At 71.3% G+C, this 16279-nt stretch carries 14 protein-coding genes; 11 read left to right on the top strand and 3 right to left on the bottom strand.

The window, feature by feature from the left end:
• Window positions 1-218: 218 nt before the first annotated feature.
• Window positions 219-1622, top strand: coding sequence for an IS1380 family transposase (locus tag ACWCXC_RS28050; protein ID WP_450890885.1), 1404 nt, complete (start codon window positions 219-221; stop codon window positions 1620-1622).
• Between the two features lie 154 nt (window positions 1623-1776).
• Here ACWCXC_RS28050 and ACWCXC_RS28045 read toward each other — a convergent pair.
• A protein-coding gene (locus tag ACWCXC_RS28045; RefSeq protein ID WP_450890884.1) for an IS3 family transposase occupies window positions 1777-2939 on the bottom strand; the annotation gives its coding sequence in 2 pieces (ribosomal slippage) (window positions 1777-2652 and window positions 2655-2939; 1161 coding nt in all).
• Window positions 2940-3651: 712 nt separating this feature from the next.
• Here ACWCXC_RS28045 and pcaDC point away from each other — a divergent pair.
• From pcaDC to ACWCXC_RS28030, 3 genes are read left to right on the top strand one after another with little or no spacing between them, the layout of a single operon-like run.
• On the top strand, window positions 3652-4929 hold the full coding sequence (gene pcaDC, locus ACWCXC_RS28040) for a bifunctional 3-oxoadipate enol-lactonase/4-carboxymuconolactone decarboxylase PcaDC (protein WP_450890883.1): 1278 nt from the start codon (window positions 3652-3654) through the stop codon (window positions 4927-4929).
• 12 nt (window positions 4930-4941) lie between these two features.
• The gene (locus tag ACWCXC_RS28035) at window positions 4942-5604 is read left to right on the top strand and encodes an MBL fold metallo-hydrolase (protein WP_450684115.1); all 663 of its coding nucleotides are present in this window, start codon (window positions 4942-4944) and stop codon (window positions 5602-5604) included.
• A gap of 46 nt (window positions 5605-5650) precedes the next feature.
• The gene (locus ACWCXC_RS28030) at window positions 5651-6430 is read left to right on the top strand and encodes an exodeoxyribonuclease III (RefSeq protein ID WP_450684116.1); all 780 of its coding nucleotides are present in this window, start codon (window positions 5651-5653) and stop codon (window positions 6428-6430) included.
• Between the two features lie 42 nt (window positions 6431-6472).
• On the opposite strand, the gene ACWCXC_RS28025 is transcribed toward ACWCXC_RS28030, so the two are convergent.
• Window positions 6473-7660 carry a Cmx/CmrA family chloramphenicol efflux MFS transporter gene (locus ACWCXC_RS28025; protein WP_450684117.1) on the bottom strand — a complete coding sequence of 396 codons (1188 nt, stop codon included), beginning with the start codon at window positions 7658-7660 and terminating at the stop codon, window positions 6473-6475.
• Window positions 7661-8035: 375 nt separating this feature from the next.
• Here ACWCXC_RS28025 and ACWCXC_RS28020 point away from each other — a divergent pair, with 375 nt between their 5' ends.
• The 5 genes from ACWCXC_RS28020 (at window position 8036) to ACWCXC_RS28000 (ending at window position 11807) form a co-directional block, all read left to right on the top strand.
• Window positions 8036-8476: a DUF6278 family protein gene (locus ACWCXC_RS28020; RefSeq protein WP_450684118.1), complete on the top strand. Its 441-nt coding sequence runs from the start codon at window positions 8036-8038 to the stop codon at window positions 8474-8476.
• Window positions 8477-8608: 132 nt separating this feature from the next.
• Window positions 8609-9352 carry an amino acid ABC transporter ATP-binding protein gene (locus ACWCXC_RS28015; protein ID WP_450684119.1) on the top strand — a complete coding sequence of 248 codons (744 nt, stop codon included), beginning with the start codon at window positions 8609-8611 and terminating at the stop codon, window positions 9350-9352.
• A gap of 13 nt (window positions 9353-9365) precedes the next feature.
• Complete coding sequence (locus tag ACWCXC_RS28010; protein WP_450684120.1) at window positions 9366-10277, top strand: glutamate ABC transporter substrate-binding protein; 912 nt, start codon at window positions 9366-9368, stop codon at window positions 10275-10277.
• 16 nt (window positions 10278-10293) lie between these two features.
• The gene (locus tag ACWCXC_RS28005) at window positions 10294-10938 is read left to right on the top strand and encodes an amino acid ABC transporter permease (RefSeq protein WP_383639102.1); all 645 of its coding nucleotides are present in this window, start codon (window positions 10294-10296) and stop codon (window positions 10936-10938) included.
• Window positions 10935-11807, top strand: coding sequence for an amino acid ABC transporter permease (locus tag ACWCXC_RS28000; protein WP_450684121.1), 873 nt, complete (start codon window positions 10935-10937; stop codon window positions 11805-11807). The genes ACWCXC_RS28005 and ACWCXC_RS28000 overlap by 4 nt, the downstream gene beginning before the upstream one ends.
• Before the next feature lie 140 nt (window positions 11808-11947).
• Here ACWCXC_RS28000 and ACWCXC_RS27995 read toward each other — a convergent pair whose 3' ends face one another.
• Window positions 11948-13180 carry an Ig-like domain-containing protein gene (locus ACWCXC_RS27995; protein WP_450684122.1) on the bottom strand — a complete coding sequence of 411 codons (1233 nt, stop codon included), beginning with the start codon at window positions 13178-13180 and terminating at the stop codon, window positions 11948-11950.
• 225 nt (window positions 13181-13405) lie between these two features.
• On the opposite strand from ACWCXC_RS27995, the gene ACWCXC_RS27990 reads away from it, so the two are divergent.
• Together ACWCXC_RS27990 and murJ are read left to right on the top strand one after the other, a co-directional pair.
• Entirely contained in the window at window positions 13406-14569 is a 1164-nt protein-coding gene (locus ACWCXC_RS27990; RefSeq protein WP_450684123.1) for a lipid II:glycine glycyltransferase FemX, read from the top strand.
• A complete protein-coding gene (gene murJ / locus ACWCXC_RS27985) occupies window positions 14566-16251 on the top strand; it encodes a murein biosynthesis integral membrane protein MurJ (protein ID WP_450684124.1) in 1686 nt (561 codons plus the stop codon). The genes ACWCXC_RS27990 and murJ overlap by 4 nt, the downstream gene beginning before the upstream one ends.
• Window positions 16252-16279 lie beyond the last annotated feature (28 nt).

Below are 16279 nucleotides of genomic sequence, written 5' to 3'. Positions count from 1 at the left end.
CTGGGAGCGGCGAGACGACATCCACGAAGCCTTCCTCGGCCTCGCCACCTGCCTCATCACACACCGGCACGTGAAACGCCTTTGTTAGGACCTCTTAGCCTCGCCGTTTCACTTGGCGTGTGACCGGTTGCTGGCCGGGAACGCGAAAGTGTCTTCTGAGCTGGGACGATGAACCTTGTCGAGGGGTTCTGTCGGTCCAGGTGGAAGGCACTTTCTACGTGCAGGGTATCGGTTCGCGTCCCCGGCTCCATGTCTCCGCTGACGGTTCGGGGGTGGTGGGGCATGCCGGTGCACGGCTGCTGGTTGATCTTGCCGATGCCACCGGGCTGACCAGCGCGTACTCCACCGCGCTGAGACCGCTTCGGCCACGCGGCACTGGTCATGACCCGGGTCGGATCGCCACCGACCTCGCGGTGATGCTGGCTGATGGCGGCGAGGCCATCACGGATCTGGCCGTGCTGCGCGACCAGGGCGAGGTGTTCGGCCCGGTCGCCTCGACACCGACTGCCAGGCGGCTGCTGGCCGCCGTCGACGAACGCGTACTGGACCGTCTGCGCTCGGCCCGCGCCCAGGCCCGGGAAGTGGCCTGGCTGCAGGCATCCGAGACCCGCTCCGGGATACCGGCGGCGAAGGCCGGTGGACGGGAAGTGCCCGGCCTGGTCCTGGACATCGACGCCACGCTGATCACCTGCCACTCCGAGAAGGACCAGGCCGCGCCCACCTACAAAGGCGGCTTCGGCTTCCACCCCCTGCTGTGTTTCCTGGCCAACCCCGGCGAGGGCTTGTCCGGGCGCCTTCGGCCCGGGAACGCCGGAGCCAATACCGCCGCGGATCACATCGCGGTGCCGGACGACGCTCTCGCGCAGATCCCCGACGCCCACCGGCACGGCACCGACATCCTGATCCGCACCGACAGCGCCGGATCCGCGAAGTCCTTCCTCACCCACGTCCGAGTCCTGCGAGCACGCGGAATCCGTACCTTCTTCTCGGTCGGATACGCGGTCACCGAGCCGGTCCGCCGCGCGATCCGGGCCCTGCCCGAGCAGGTCTGGCATCCCGCCCTGGACCAGGACGGCACCCTCCGCGAGTCTGCCGAGGTCGCCGAGCTGACCGGCATGGCCGACCTCGCCGGCTACCCGGCCGGCACCCGCGTCATCGTCCGCCGCGAACGTCCCCACCCCGGGGCCCAGCTCTCGCTGTTCGACCAGGACGAGGGCATGCGGCACCAGGTCTTCCTCACCGACACCCCGTTCACCTCCGGCTCGGCCCAGTTCCTGGAGGTCCGCCACCGCGGACACGCCACCGTCGAGGACCGCATCCGGTGCGGCAAGACCACCGGCTTCGGCCGCTTCCCCTCCCGCCGCTTCCCGGCCAACGCCGCCTGGCTCGAACTCAGCCTCGCAGCGATCGACCTCCTCGCCTGGACCCGCGTCCTCCTGCTGGACGGCGAACTCGCGGCTGCCGAACCCAAGAAACTCCGCTACCGGATCCTGCACGTCGCCGCCCGGATCACCCGGGGCGGCCGCCGTCTCCACCTTCGGATATCGGCGAACTGGCCCTGGCGACATGAACTCGCGGCCGCATGCCACCGCCTGGGGGCACTGCCCCGCCCCGCCAGCTGACCCGGCGCCTCCCGACCACTCACGACCCGAAGGACGTTGGAGAACCCGACCACCGCGTCGGGCCCTCACCATGTCCACCGGCCGACACAGCCTCAAACGACCTCGTTCAGCCGCCCGGCAGCGGGTCTGATGCAGCGTTGGGTGGCAGGTTCAGTCACGCGGCCTGAAGGGCCGGTGTGGTCATGACGGTCTCGTATTCGACGGGGGTGAGTCGGCCGAGGGCGGTTTGTCGGCGGCGTCGGTGGTAGGTCCGTTCGATCCAGGTCACGATGGCGATGCGGAGTTCTTCGCGGGTGGCCCAGGTGCGGCGGTCGGGGACGTTCTTCTGCTGCAGGCTGAAGAAGGATTCCATGGCTGCGTTGTCGCCGGCTGCTCCGGCTCTTCCTATCGAGCCGGCCATCTGGTGGCGGCCGAGGGCCTGGACGAATTTCCTTGACCGGAGTTGCGATCGTCTGTCGCTGTGCACGATGCAGCCGTCCACGGGCCCGCGTCGGGCGACGGCGTTGTCCAGGGCGGTCACGGCCAGGCGGGACTTCATCCGGGCGTCGATGGAGTAGCCCACGATCCTGTTGCTGAAGACGTCCTTGACCGCGCAGAGATACAGTTTGCCCTCGCCGGTGGCGTGTTCGGTGATGTCGGTGAGCCACAGGCGGTTCGGGCCGGTCGCGGTGAAGGCCCGGTTCACCAGGTCGTCGTGGACCGGCGGGCCGGCTTTCCTGGTCCTGCCGCGTTTCTTGCCGAACACGCTCCACCAGCGGTTGTCCCGGCAGATCCGCCACGCGGTCCGGTCGGACATGTCGGCCCCGGCGTCGCGGGCCTCGCCGGCCAGGAAGCGGTAGCCGAACTCCGGGTCGTCGCGGTGGGCGGCGAACAGTGCGTGCGCGCGATGGGCCTCGGCGAGCTCGGCAGCGGTCACCGGGTCGTCGAGCCAGCGGTAGTAGGGCTGTCTGGCGAGCTTCAGCACCCGGCACGTCACCGTGACGGGCACCCCGCCTGCGGCCAGCTCCTTCACGAGCGGGTAGATCCTTTTCCCGGCAGGTTCGCCTGAGACAGATAGGCCGCCGCCCGCCGCAGGACCTCGTTCTCCTGCTCCAGCAACTTGATCCGCCGACGCGCTTCCCGCAGTTCCGCGCTCTCCTGGCTCGTCTTCCCCGGCTTCACGCCGTCGTCGATGTCCGCACGGCGCATCCACTTCCACAACGTCATCGCGTGGACACCGAAGTCGGCGGCCACCTGCTCGATCGTGACGCCCGGACCGCGGTTCCTCGCGACCCGCACGACGTCCTCGCGAAACCCCTGGGGATAGGGCTTGGGCACAGCGACATCCTTCCCACCTGCCCCACAGGGCACGCCAGTTCAGATGTCACCCGATCGTGCGGCAGACCCCACATTCCTGGCCAACAACGGTGCCCCAGACCACATCCTTGCGCGATGGGCCGGGCATCCGAATATCAAGACGACCAAGCGGTGGTACGTCAAGCCGGATGTGGAGGATCTTCGCGAAGCCGCCACCACTTGGGACGGCCTGCACGGGGTTGCCGCCGAGGGGCAGACATGAGTCACGTGGTCTGGCAGCCGAGAGACTTGCCGAGTCGTGTGCCCAGCAGGGTAGGGGTGGAATTCGGAGGCTGGCTGCTGGCTGTACGTCAGCAGCAGCTTCGAGGGCGCACAGCTACGGCCAAGGCAGCCGCCCAGCGGTCACAGATGAGGTTGCCGCGTGGTGTTCAAGCAGCTGTTGGGTGGGATTCCGGAAGGTTTCCGGGTTGGTCACGCCGATCCTCGTTCGTTCCGCCACGCTTGCAGCTGCAACTCGCTCCGTGAGGCCGTGGTCAAGGAGGGAAGCGTTGCTCGCCGGAACTGAGCGAGGGCGTGCGCCGAGAAGACCCACTGCCAACACGGCCACGAGCGTGCGTCGGGGAGCGTATGCCTGGACTCTCGTTGGTGGGTCCGTCAGTGTCGGAGCGGGGCAAGGCTCGGTAGGTACACCCCGGCGATGTGACACCTCGTGACAGATGAGAGGGTCAGGCGGGTGAGCGAGACACCAGCGAACACCCTGCAATACCGCTTTGACGGGCCAGAAGACGCTCCTGTCCTGATCCTGGGCCCCTCGCTGGGTACCACATGGCACATGTGGGACAGACAGATACCCGAGCTCACCCAGCACTGGAGGGTCTTCCGCTACGACTTCCCCGGGCACGGAGGCGCCCCGGCGCACCCGGCCACGGCCGTCGGTGAGCTGGCCGACCGGCTGGTCGCGACGCTCGACGGGCTCGGGGTGCAGCGGTTCGGGTACGCGGGGTGCTCGCTCGGCGGGGCGGTCGGGGCCGATCTCGCGCTGCGCCATCCGCACCGGGTCGCCACGCTCGCGCTGGTCGCCTCCTCGCCGCGGTTCGGCAGCGCCGACGAGTTCCGGCAGCGCGGGGTGATGGTCCGGACGAACGGGCTGGAGCCCATGGCGCGCACCGCGCCGGAGCGCTGGTTCACCCCCGGTTTCGCCGCCGCGCAGCCGGCCATCGTCGAATGGGCGGTCCAGATGGTCCGCACCACCGACCCCGGCTGCTACATCGCCGCCTGCGAAGCCCTCGCCACCTTCGACATCCGGGCCGACCTGGGCCGGATCGGGGTCCCCACGCTCGTCCTCGTCGGAGCGGAGGACCAGGTCACCGGGCCCGGCGACGCCCGCACCCTGGTCGCCGGTATACCGGACGCGCGGCTCGCCCTCGTCCCCGGCGCCTCCCACCTCGCCCCGGTCGAGCAGCCGGGCGCGGTGACCGATCTGCTGCTCACGCACGTGTCCGCGTCCTGGCAGGACACCCTGGCCGCGGTCCCCCTGCCCGTGCCCGTGCCGCCGCTCTCCGCGCCCGTGCAGCCGGCCGGTGAACTCACCGCCGCCGGGGCCCCGCCCGAGACGGCGGACGGCGTGCGCCCCGACCCGTACCCGAAGGGCATGCGGATCCGCCGCGAGGTGCTGGGCGACGCGCACGTCGACGCGGTGACGGCCGCCGCCGACGGCTTCACCGGCGACTTCCAGGAATTCGTCACCCGCTACGCCTGGGGCGAGGTGTGGGGGCGCGAGGGACTCGACCGGCGCACCCGCAGCAGCGTCGCGCTCACCGCCGTGGTCGCCTCCGGACATCTGGAGGGTCTGGCCGCCCACGTCAGCGCCGCCCTGCGCAACGGGCTCACCCCGGCCGAGATCCGGGAGGTGCTGCTCCAGACCGCCGTGTACTGCGGGATCCCCGCCGCGAGCGCCGCGTTCACGATCGCCCAGAACGTGATCCGGGAGGAAACCACCCCGCCCGTGTAGCAGGATGGCGCCATGGACGCCCAGAACGCCGAGCCGCTCGCGCTCACGCTGACCAAGCAGACGCACTCCTGCATCCGTCTGGAGAAGGGCGGGCGGACGCTCGTCATCGATCCCGGGGGCTTCGCCGAGACCGACGCCGCCCTCGGGGTCGAGGCGATCCTCGTCACGCACGAGCATCCCGACCACTTCGACGAGGGGCGGCTGCGGGCCGCCATGGAGGCCGACCCGGCCGCCGAGATCTGGACGCTGCGCAGCGTCGCGGACAAGCTCGCGGCGGCGTTCCCCGGCCGGGTCCGCACGGTCGGCAACGGCGACACCTTCCAGGCGGCCGGCTTCGACGTCCAGGTCCACGGCGAACTGCACGCGGTCATCCACCCGGACATCCCCCGCATCACGAACATCGGCTTCCTCGTGGACGGTTCCCTCTTCCACCCGGGCGACGCCCTCACCGTCCCCGAGGTGCCGGTCGACACCCTGATGCTTCCCGTGATGGCCCCCTGGAACAAGATCTCCGAGGTCATCGACTACGTGCGCGAGGTGAAGCCGCGCCGCGCCATCGACATCCACGACGCCCTGCTCACCGACCTCGCCCGCCCGATCTACGACAACCAGATCGGCGCCCTCGGCGGAGCCGGGCACGAGCGCATGGCCCCGGGCGAAACCACGGGCGTCTGACCCGCCGCCCCGGCGGCTGTCAGTGGGAGCCGCTAGGTTTACGTGCATGCGCATCGCCACCTGGAACGTCAACTCGATCACCGCCCGACTGCCGAGGCTGCTGGCCTGGCTGGAGAGCACCGGCACGGACGTGCTGTGCGTCCAGGAGACCAAGTGCACCGCCGAGCAGTTCCCGGCCGACGCGCTGCGCGAGCTGGGTTACGAGTCCGCGGTCAACGCCACCGGCCGGTGGAACGGGGTGGCCCTCCTCTCCAGAGTCGGCCTCGACGACGTCGTGGCGGGGCTGCCCGGCGGCCCCGACTACGACGGCGTCCAGGAGCCCCGGGCGATCAGTGCCACCTGCGGCCCGGTGCGCCTCTGGTCGGTGTACGTGCCCAACGGACGCGAGGTCGCGCACGAGCACTACGCGTACAAGCTGCGATGGTTCGACGCGCTGCGCACCGCCGTCGCCCAGGACGCGGCGGGGCCCCGCCCGTTCGCCGTCCTCGGCGACTTCAACGTGGCCCCGACCGACGAGGACGTCTGGGACCCCGCGCTCTTCGAGGGCGCCACGCACGTCACCCCCGCCGAGCGGGCCGCCCTCGCCGCCCTGCGCGAGGAGGGCCTGTCGGACGTGATGCCCCGCCCGCTGAAGTACGACCGCCCCTACACCTTCTGGGACTACCGCGAGCTGCGCTTCCCGAAGAACAAGGGCATGCGCATCGACCTCGTCTACGGCAACGCCGCGTTCACCGCCGGAGTCAAGGACAGCTACGTGGACCGCGAGGAGCGCAAGGGCAAGGGCGCCTCCGACCACGCGCCGGTCGTCGTCGACCTGGAGCTCTGAGGCGCGGGGGTGCCGGGGCGGGACCCCGGCACCCGTCTCCGCTCAGATCCGCCGGCCCGGCTCCGCCGTCGCGGGCACCGGCCGCCGTGTCCGCGCCCGGCCCAGCGCGGCCGAGGCCGTCCCGAGGGAGAGGACCATCAGCAGCGCGCTCACCCACAGCGGTGAGCGGAAGCCGAGGCCAGCGCCGATCGCCAGACCGCCGAGCCACGGCCCGAGCGCGGCGCCCACGTTGAACGCCGCCGTGGAGAAGGACCCCGCCAGCGTCGGGGCGCCGTCCGCCAGCCGGAAGACGTGCGAGATCAGCGCCGTTCCGGTGCCGAACGCCAGCATGCCCTGGACGAGGACGAGCAGCGTGACGGCGACCGGGCTGCCGGCGGTCGAGGCGAAGAGCGACCAGCCCAGGGTGAGGGCCACCAGACCGGCCGCCGTCAGCGCGAGGGGCCGGGAGTCGAGGATCCGGCCGCACAGGGCGACCCCGAGGAACGACCCCACGCCGAACAGCGCGAGCAGCACCGGCACCCAGCCCGCGCCGAATCCGGCGACCTCCCGGGCGACCGGTTCGAGGTAGGAGAACGCGCAGAACGTGGCGCCCTGCACCAGGGCGCTGGTGGCGAGGGCGAGCAGCAGCCGGGGCCGGGCCAGCGTTCGCAGCTCGGCGCGGGCGCTCGGCAGCCGCTCGGCGGCACGGCCGGCCGGGATCGCCGCCGCGATCACCGCCAGCGCGGGCACGCAGACCAGGGCCACGGCCCAGAACGCGGCCCGCCACCCCCACAGCCCGCCCAGCCAGGCCCCGGCGGGGACGCCCGCCACACAGGCGACCGTGACGCCCCCGACCACGACGGACGTGGCGCGTGCCCGCCGCTCGGGCCCGGCGAGCGCGACGGCGGTGACCAGGGCGACGGCCCAGAACCCGGCGTTGGCGACGGCGGCGACGGCCCGGGTGGCCAGCAGCACCCCGTAACTCGTGGTCACCGCGCCCACGACATGGACGGTGGCGAAGATCCCCAGGAAGAACAGCAGCGCACGGCGGCGCGGCCAGTCGCGGCCCAGGAGCGCCATCAGCGGCGCCCCCACCACCATGCCCACGGCGAAGGCGGAGGTGAGCAGGCCCGCGGCGGGCAGCGAGACGTGCAGATCGTCGGCGATGCCCGACAGCAGACCGGACAGCATGAATTCGGAGGTGCCCTGGGCGAAGACGGCGAGCCCGAGCGCGTAGACGGCAAACGGCATGAAGAGACCCCATGGACGGCTTGAGGAACGGAAGCGGTCGGTCGGGGATGCGGGCCGTACCCGCTCGCGGCGAGGAGCGGCGAGCGACGCAACGGCGGAACGGCGGCACGACCCGCATCGCACGGGTCCGGGCGGCAACGCGGAGCCCCCGGCGACACGGGGTCGGCGGGACGCGGACGCGGGAAGCCACCGGGGACCGGTGGCTAGCCTCTGTCGGACTCGGGGGTGCTCACGCAGCCGAAGGTATCAGGCCGTCGCCGGGCGGCTCCACCCGATCGCGGGTGAACGCCCGGCGTCCACGTGGTGGTCAGCACCCGAACGACAGGCCGCGCGCCCTGTGGTGCGGATCCGCGCCGGGATGGGAACCTGAGCGGTATGAACATCCCTTTCTTGGACAACTGGCGTAAGCGTCACGACGGATCGCGCGGGGCGGGGCTGGCGGCCGCCGTCGAGGCCGACCCCGAGGGCGTCGCCGAACTGCTCGCCGAATGCGAGCTGCTGCGTGTCCGGGCCGGGGACCGGGGGCTCGAACTCGACGACAGCCCGGCCTCGTTGGTCGCGCTCGACCAGTTGCCGCCGCGCTGGCGGGACGATCCGGAGGAGCTGCCCTGGCTGGGCAACGACGCCGGCCTTTATCTCGGCACGGTGCTGGTGCGCACGGTGGAGGGCGCGCACTGGCACATCTGGCCGAGTGGTCAGCCGGTGGTGCGACTGGCCTCGGGGCGCGAGATCGATGTGGTGGAGGCCGGCCTCGACTGGGCGATGACGGGCAGCCCCGAACTCTCGCAGGTGTACGCGGAGTCCGCCGAGGGGTGAGCGGGGGGCCGTGCCACCCTGCGGCGAGATAAAAAGCCTTATGCCCCATTTACGCGTGTCGGTCGCGAAGTCCCTTTCCGGGCTGGTTAGTTTGCGCTGACCTCGAACAGCGACAAGTGGGCAGGGCAGCGTATGGCCGTCGATCCGTTGATCGAACTGAGGGACGTCAACAAGCACTACGGGAGCTTGCACGTCCTTCAGGACATCAATCTCACCGTCGGCCGCGGGGAGGTGGTGGTGGTCATCGGTCCCTCCGGCTCGGGCAAGTCGACGCTCTGCCGGACCATCAACCGGCTGGAGACGATCGAGTCGGGACACATCGTCATCGACGGGCGGCCCCTGCCCGAGGAGGGCAAGGGGCTCGCCGGGCTGAGGGCCGAAGTCGGCATGGTCTTCCAGTCGTTCAACCTGTTCGCGCACAAGACGGTCCTGGCCAACGTCACCCTGGCGCAGATGAAGGTCCGCAAGCGGAAGAAGGACGCGGCCGACCGGCGGTCCCGGGAGCTTCTGGAGCGCGTGGGCCTCGCCGCGCAGGCCGACAAGTTCCCCGCCCAGCTCTCCGGCGGACAGCAGCAGCGCGTGGCCATCGCCCGCGCCCTCGCCATGGACCCCAAGGCACTCCTGTTCGACGAGCCCACCTCGGCGCTCGACCCGGAGATGATCAACGAGGTGCTGGAGGTCATGCGGCAGCTCGCCCGGGAGGGGATGACCATGGTCGTCGTCACCCATGAGATGGGCTTCGCCCGCTCAGCGGCCAACCGCGTCGTCTTCATGGCCGACGGCCGCATCGTCGAGGACCGCACCCCCGAGGACTTCTTCACCGCCCCGGAGAGCGACCGCGCCAAGGACTTCCTGTCCAAGATCCTCAAGCACTGACGGGAGCCCTGTGTTGCGTACCCGAAAAGCGCTGGCCGCCTGCGCCGGACTGCTGCTCGCCCTCGTCGCCGCCGGCTGCGGCAAGGAGGGCAGCCCGCCCGTGAAGGGCCCCCAGCCGGAGGCGCTGCCCGTCTACCACGTCGACACCGCCTTCCGGCTGCCGGACTCCCGGACCTGGACCAGCGCCAAGAAGCGCGGCTATCTGCGGGTGGGGGCCAAGGAGGACCAGCCCTACCTCGGCGAGAAGGATCCCGCCACCGGCGTCTACTCCGGCTTCGACATCGAGATCGCCCGGATGATGGCCGCCTCGCTGGGCTTCGACCCCCGGACGATCCGCTTCAAGACCATCGCCTCCGCCAACCGCGAGACCGCCCTGCAGAACGGGCAGATCGACTACTACGTCGGCACGTACACGATCAACGACATGCGCAAGAAGCTCGTCGGGTTCGCCGGTCCGTACTACATGGCCGGACAGGGGCTGCTGGTCCGCACGGACGAGAACGACATCCACGGCCCCCAGGACCTGGCCGGCAAGACCGTCTGCTCGGCGGCCGGCTCCACCCCGTACCAGCGGATCGCCGCCGACTACCCCAAGGCCGACCTGGTCGCGTACGACACGTACTCGATCTGCGTCGACAACCTGCTCACCTACCAGGTCGACGTCGTCACCACCGACGACGCGATCCTGCTCGGCTTTGCCGCGAAGGCGCCGGACGAGATGAAGGTCGTGGGCAAGCCCTTCTCCGAGGAGCCGTACGGCATCGGGGTCCCGCGCGGCGACAACGCGCTGCGGTTCGCGCTCGACGACGCGCTGGAGGCCAACCAGAAGAACGGCAACTGGAAGAAGGCCTTCGAGGCCACGCTCGGGCTCTCCGGGGCGCCCGCGCCGAAGCCGCCGCCCATCGACCGCTACCCGGCGAACTGAGAGGACGGCCGGATCCATGGACGTACTCACCGACAACTTCTCGCTCTACGGCAAGGGATTCCTCGGCACGGTCGAACTCACCTTCTGGGCCTCGCTGCTGGCGCTGGTCCTCGGCTTCGTGATGGCCTCGTTCCGGGTAGCGCCCGTCGGTTCGTTCCGGGTGATCGGCACGGTCTGGGTGACCGTGCTCCGCAACACCCCGCTGACCCTGCTGTTCTTCGCCGTGCTCCTCGGGCTGCCGCGCTTCGGCCTGGTGCTGCCGTTCAACGTCTTCGCCATCCTCGCGCTCGGCTGCTACACCTCCGCGTTCATCTGCGAGGTGCTGCGCTCCGGCATCAACACCGTGCCCACCGGGCAGGGCGAGGCGGCCCGCAGCCTGGGCATGACCTTCGGCCAGACGCTCGGCAACGTGGTGCTCCCGCAGGCATTCCGCTCGGTCATCCCGCCGATCGGCTCCACCCTCATCGCCCTCGCCAAGAACTCCGCGATCGCCGGGGCGTTCAGCGTCACCGAACTCCTCGGCACCTACAAGACGCTGAACGAGCTGGGCTACAGCATCATCTGGACCTTCGTCTGGATCGCCGTCGGCTATCTGATCATCACCCTGTTCATCAGTGCGCTCTTCCATGTGATGGAGAAGCGCTGGGGAGTCGCCCGATGACCACCCACTCCGCCCCGACCGCCACCGCGCTCTACGACATCCCCGGCCCGGCCACCCGCAAACGGCACCTGGTCTACGGGATCGTCTCCACGGTCCTGATCGCCGCGCTGGTCGGCTGGATCATCTACCTGCTCTTCGACACCGACCAGTTCACCAGCGCCAAATGGACCCCCTTCGAGTACAAGGGCATCCAGGAACTCCTGCTGCGCGGACTCGGCAACACCCTCAAGGCGTTCGCCTACGCGGCGGTGCTCTCGCTGGCGCTCGGCGCGGTCCTCGCGGTCGGGCGGCTCTCCGACCACCGGCCGGTGCGCTGGGTGGCGGCCGTCCTCGTCGAGTTCTTCCGCGCCATGCCCGTCCTGGTGATGATCTTCTTCATCTTCGTCGCCCTGAAGGTGCAGCCGCTGCCCGCCCTGGTCGCCGGACTGACCCTGTACAACGGCTCGGTGCTCGCCGAGGTCTTCCGCACCGGCATCAACTCCGTGGAACGCGGCCAGGGCGAGGCGGCCTTCGCGCTCGGCATGCGCAAGACCCAGGTCATGACCTTCGTCCTCGCCCCGCAGGCGGTCCGCGCGATGCTGCCGACCATCATCAGCCAGCTCGTCGTCGCGCTGAAGGACACCTCGCTCGGCTATCTGATCACCTACGAGGAGTTCCTCCACGCCGGAAAGCTCATCGCCTCCAACCTCGACTACGACCTCCCGTTCATCCCCGTCGTCATGGTGATCTCACCGATCTACATCGGGATGTGCATGCTGCTGTCCTGGTTCGCGACCTGGGTGGCCAAGCGGGAACGCCGCAATCCGAAGACCGAGGGGACCGGCGTCGGCCCGGCCCAGCCGGCCACGCTGATGCCCGGCGCCCAGTAGACCGGGAACCGCCGCGAGGCGGCTCCCGGGGAGCGGTGCACCGTCCGGCGGCAGCCGGTGATCACTTTCTCGCCCACGGCACGGACGCGCACGAGGTCCGGACCGGAGGAAGAAGGTCAGCTGCGCGCCGGCCGGTCCGGTCATCGCAGAGCGCTCCGGGCCCGCCAGCCGGCCCAGGAGACGTTCCACGCCCCGTAGCCGTTGCCCACCGCGACCGTGCCCTTGGCGTCCGCGCCGGTGATCTCGAAGGGGTCACCGACGCGGGCCCGCCGGAACAGTTCGGCGGCGTTCGCGTCGCTCATCCCGACACACCCCGAACTGTGGTTGGCCCGCCCGAAGTACGCCGCGTTCCACGGCGCCGCGTGCGCGTACATCCCCGACCAGGTCAGCCGCATCGAGTAGTCGACCATCTTGTCGTACGCGTCGCCCAGCCCGACCGTCTCGGACCGCATGTTGATCGTGCCCTCCTTGGCCATCAGAACGGCCGTCCCCCGCCAGGACGCCCGGTCGCCGCCCGGGGTCCCTCCCGACACGGGCACGTCCATGACCGTGCGGCCGTCCCGCTTCAGCGCCAGCCGGTGGCGGTCCAGATCGACCGTGACCACCTGGCTCTCCCCGACGGTGAACCCGGTCGCGTAGTCGCGGACGAAGAAGCCGCCCGAGGGGCCCGAGTCGACCCCGTTCAGCCCGGCCGCGAGGGTGATCCGGGTGCCCGGCTTCCAGTACTCCTTGGGCCGCCAGTCCACCCGGTCCCGGCCCGAGTAGTCCTCCACCCAGCCCCAGGAGCCCTCGGTGCCGTTCGACGTGGTCACCGTGAGCGCCCGTTCCACCGCCGCCTTGTTCTTCACGGGGTGGTCGAAGACGATCGACAGCGGCTGCGCGATGCCCACCGTGGTGTTCTTGCCGGGCGCCAGCGTCAGCTTGTTGACCTTCTCCGCCGCGGCCGTGGTGAAACCGGCCGTGTCGCCGCCGCCCGCCGTGTCCTTCGCCGTCACGCGGTACGTGGTGCCGGGCGCGGCCGGCCGGTCGGACGTCCAGGTCCTGCCGTCCGGGGAGATCCGGCCGGTGAGGGCCGCGCCGCCCCGCGCCTCGACGGTGACGGCGCGCAGCTTCCCGGCGGCCAGGGTGACCGTGACCGGTGTGCCCGCCCGGACCGCGGCGCCGTGCGGGCTCACCGAGATCCGGGCCTTCGCCGGGGCGGCGGACGAGGCTCCGTCCTTCCCGTCCGCCGCGCGGTCCGAGGCCGAGGCACCGCCGGAACAGGCCGTGAGCGTGAGCCCGAGGACCGCCGTCCCGGCGATCAGGGCGATCCGGGGGGCCGGCCCGGTACGGGCGGCGCTCCGGAAAAGGGATATGAGAGAGGCGGGAATCAACGGAACAACCTCCTGGGCCGTCCTGTGTCGTGGAATGAGAGGCATTCTCCGGAGCCTAGGTTCCGTGAATCCGCGGAAAACCGGGAATGCGCCGTGTGACGGGAAACGCAGCGGAACGGTCATCGTCCCGTCACATCCGGCGCGCGGACCGGTCACGGACCGCTGTGAGCATCCTGTGCAGCCCCGCAGGACCGACCGCGGGGCCCACGAGGAAGGGCCACGGAGATGTCAGCGCTGCTCGCGACCGGAGACCGCAGCCGTGACCAGGAACTGCCGATACACCCGCTGACGGCCGACCAGCACCGCGCGCACCTCGCCGGGCGGCCGGACGCGAGTTTTCTGCAGTATCCGTCCTGGGCCGGGGTGAAGGAGCAGTGGAAAGCCGAAAGCGTCGGCTGGACCGACGACCGCGGAGAATTGGCCGGCAGCGCCCTCATTCTCTACCGGCAATTCCCGGGCACCCGGAAATACTTCGCCTATATGCCGGAGGGCCCGGTCGCCGACTGGGCCGATCCGGGCATGGACCGCTGGCTGCGCCCGCTGCTGGCCCATGTGCGCGCCGCGGGCGCCTTCGCCGTACGCATCGGACCGTCCCCCGCCTACCGCAGCTGGGACGCGCCCCGGCTCAAGGCCGGGACCGGGCCGGGCCGCAGCATCGGCGACGTGCTCGCCTGCGCGGTCGACCCGCTCGGCGTGGCCGTCGCCGACCGGCTGCGGGCCCGGGGCTGGCGGCGCTGCGGCGGGGACGGCGCCGACGCCGACGCCCAGCCCCGCCACGTCTTCCGCGTCCCCCTCGCCGGCCGCACCACCGAGGACCTGTGGACCGGCCTCAACCAGGAGTGGCGCCGCAACGTCCGCAAGGCCGGGAAGGCGGGGGTGCGCATCGTCACCGGCGGTGCGGCCGAACTGCCCGAGTTCCACCGGCTGCTGCGGATCACCGAGGAGCGCGACGGCTTCCGGCTCGGCCGCTCCCTCGCCTACTACCAGCGCCAGTACGCGGTGCTCAACGCCGAGAGCCCCGGCCGGATGCGGCTCTGCCTCGCCGTCCACCGGGGCGAGATCCTGGCCGCCCACACGATGATCACCACCGGCCGGCGGGTGTGGTACCAGACCGGCGCCTCCGCCGACCACCGGCGCGAGGTCCGCCCCAGCAACGCCCTGCAGTGGCAGATGCTCCAGGACGCCCACGCCCTGGGCGCCGAGGTGTACGACATGCGCGGGGTATCCTCCACCCTCGATCCCGATGACCGCCCCTTCGGACTGCTGCGCTGGAAGCTCGGCACCGGCGGGCAGGTCGTGGAGACCCTCGGAGAGTGGGAGACATCGGTGGGCGGAGCCGCCAACAACGCGCTGTACCGGGCGTTCCAGACCTATCTGGCGCACCGGTGACGGCGGACACGGCCGCCGGAGCGGCCACCGACCGCACGGGGGCGCGGACCTCCGGCTCCGTGCTGCGCAGCGGCGCCGTGATGGCCGCCGGATCGGTCGTCTCGCGCGCCACCGGCTTCATACGCTCGGCGGTCGTCGTCGCCGCGCTCGGCACCGGACTGCGGGCCGACGGCTACTCGGTCGCCAACACCGTCCCCAACATCCTCTACATCCTGCTCATCGGCGGCGCCCTCAACGCCGTGTTCGTCCCCGAACTGGTCCGGGCCGCCAAGGAGCACGCCGACGGCGGCGCCGCCTACACCGACCGGCTGCTCACCCTGTGCACCGTCGGACTCCTCGCCCTCACCGGGTTCGCCGTCACCGCCGCCCCGCTGATCATCTCGGTGTACGCGCCGACCTACGACGGCGACCAGGCCGAGCTGACCATCGCGCTGGCCCGCTACTGCCTGCCGCAGATCCTCTTCTACGGGCTCTTCACCCTGCTCGGACAGGTCCTCAACGCCCGGAACCGGTTCGGGGCCATGATGTGGACGCCCGTCCTCAACAACCTCGTGATCATCGCGGTGTTCGGGATCTACCTGTGGACCGCCGCCGGCTCCGACGGCACGCTGAGCGACGGACAGACCCGGCTGCTCGGCTGGGGCACCACCGCCGGGATCGCCGTCCAGACCCTCGCCCTGCTCCCCGCCCTGCGCGCCGCCCGGTTCCGCTGGCGGCCCCGGTTCGACTGGCGCGGCAGCGGGCTGACCAGGCCGCTGCGCGCGGCCGGCTGGCTGGTCATGCTCGTGCTGACCAACCAGGCCGCCTACTGGGTGGTGACCCGGCTCTCCACCGCCACCGGCCAGCACGCCGCGGACCAGGGCGTCCTGGGCGGCGCGGGCTACACCGCGTACAGCTACGCCTATCAGCTCTGGGTGGTGCCCCAGGGCATCGTGACCGTCAGCCTCGTCACCGCGCTGATGCCGCGCATGAGCCGGGCCGCGACCGAGGGCGACCTCGCCGGGGTGCGGCGCGACGTCTCGTACGCGCTGCGCACCTCCGCCGCCGTGGTCGTCCCGGCCGCCGCCGCCCTGCTGGCGCTCGCACCGTGGGTGATGGGTTCCGTCTTCGGCTACGGGCGCACCGGACCGGCCGACATCACGGTGATGGCCGGGATGATGGCGGCGTTCGCCCCGGGGCTCGTCGCCTTCTCCGGGCAGTACGTGCTCTCGCGCGGCTTCTACGCGATGAGCGACACCCGGACCCCCTTCCTCCTCAACCTGGTCATCGCCGCCCTCAACGCCGGGCTCTCGGCCACCGCCTATCTGCTGCTCCCGGCGCGCTGGGCGGTGACCGGCATGGCCGGGGCGTACTCCGTGGCCCTGTTCGCCGGATTCGCCGCCACCGCGTACGTCCTGCACCGCAGGCTCTCCCCGGCCGGGGCCGGCCGCACCTCGCTGCTGCGCTCGCCGGGGTTGGCGGCGCACGCCCGGCTGGCCCTCGCCTGTGTGCCCGCGGGGCTGCTGGCGTACGCGGCGGCGCGCGCCGTCGACACCCGCGGATCCGGAGTCGGCGACCTCGCCGCCGCCGGGGCCGGCACCGCCGTCCTCGTCCTGGTGGTGGCCGCGCTGGCCCGCCCGCTGCGGCTGACCGAGGTGGCCACCGCGCTCGGTGCCGTACGCGGCCGACTCGGCCGACGCTGACTCCTGCCCTCCCCGCCCTTCTCGACCC

The organism is Streptomyces sp. NPDC001515, from assembly GCF_053597115.1.
The sequence above is the reverse complement of the archived record's forward strand: the minus strand, read 5'-3'. Positions and strand labels throughout refer to the sequence as shown.

Bases quoted from the DNA above. Each gene is read 5' to 3' on its own strand.
- ACWCXC_RS28030 (WP_450684116.1), top strand. From the start codon at position 5,651: ATGCGCATCGCCACCTGGAACGTCAACTCGATCACCGCCCGACTGCCG.
- ACWCXC_RS28015 (WP_450684119.1), top strand. From the start codon at position 8,609: ATGGCCGTCGATCCGTTGATCGAACTGAGGGACGTCAACAAGCACTAC.
- ACWCXC_RS28035 (WP_450684115.1), top strand. From the start codon at position 4,942: ATGGACGCCCAGAACGCCGAGCCGCTCGCGCTCACGCTGACCAAGCAG.
- ACWCXC_RS28005 (WP_383639102.1), top strand. From the start codon at position 10,294: ATGGACGTACTCACCGACAACTTCTCGCTCTACGGCAAGGGATTCCTC.
- ACWCXC_RS28025 (WP_450684117.1), bottom strand. From the start codon at position 7,660: ATGCCGTTTGCCGTCTACGCGCTCGGGCTCGCCGTCTTCGCCCAGGGC.
- ACWCXC_RS27990 (WP_450684123.1), top strand. From the start codon at position 13,406: ATGTCAGCGCTGCTCGCGACCGGAGACCGCAGCCGTGACCAGGAACTG.
- ACWCXC_RS28000 (WP_450684121.1), top strand. From the start codon at position 10,935: ATGACCACCCACTCCGCCCCGACCGCCACCGCGCTCTACGACATCCCC.
- ACWCXC_RS28020 (WP_450684118.1), top strand. From the start codon at position 8,036: ATGAACATCCCTTTCTTGGACAACTGGCGTAAGCGTCACGACGGATCG.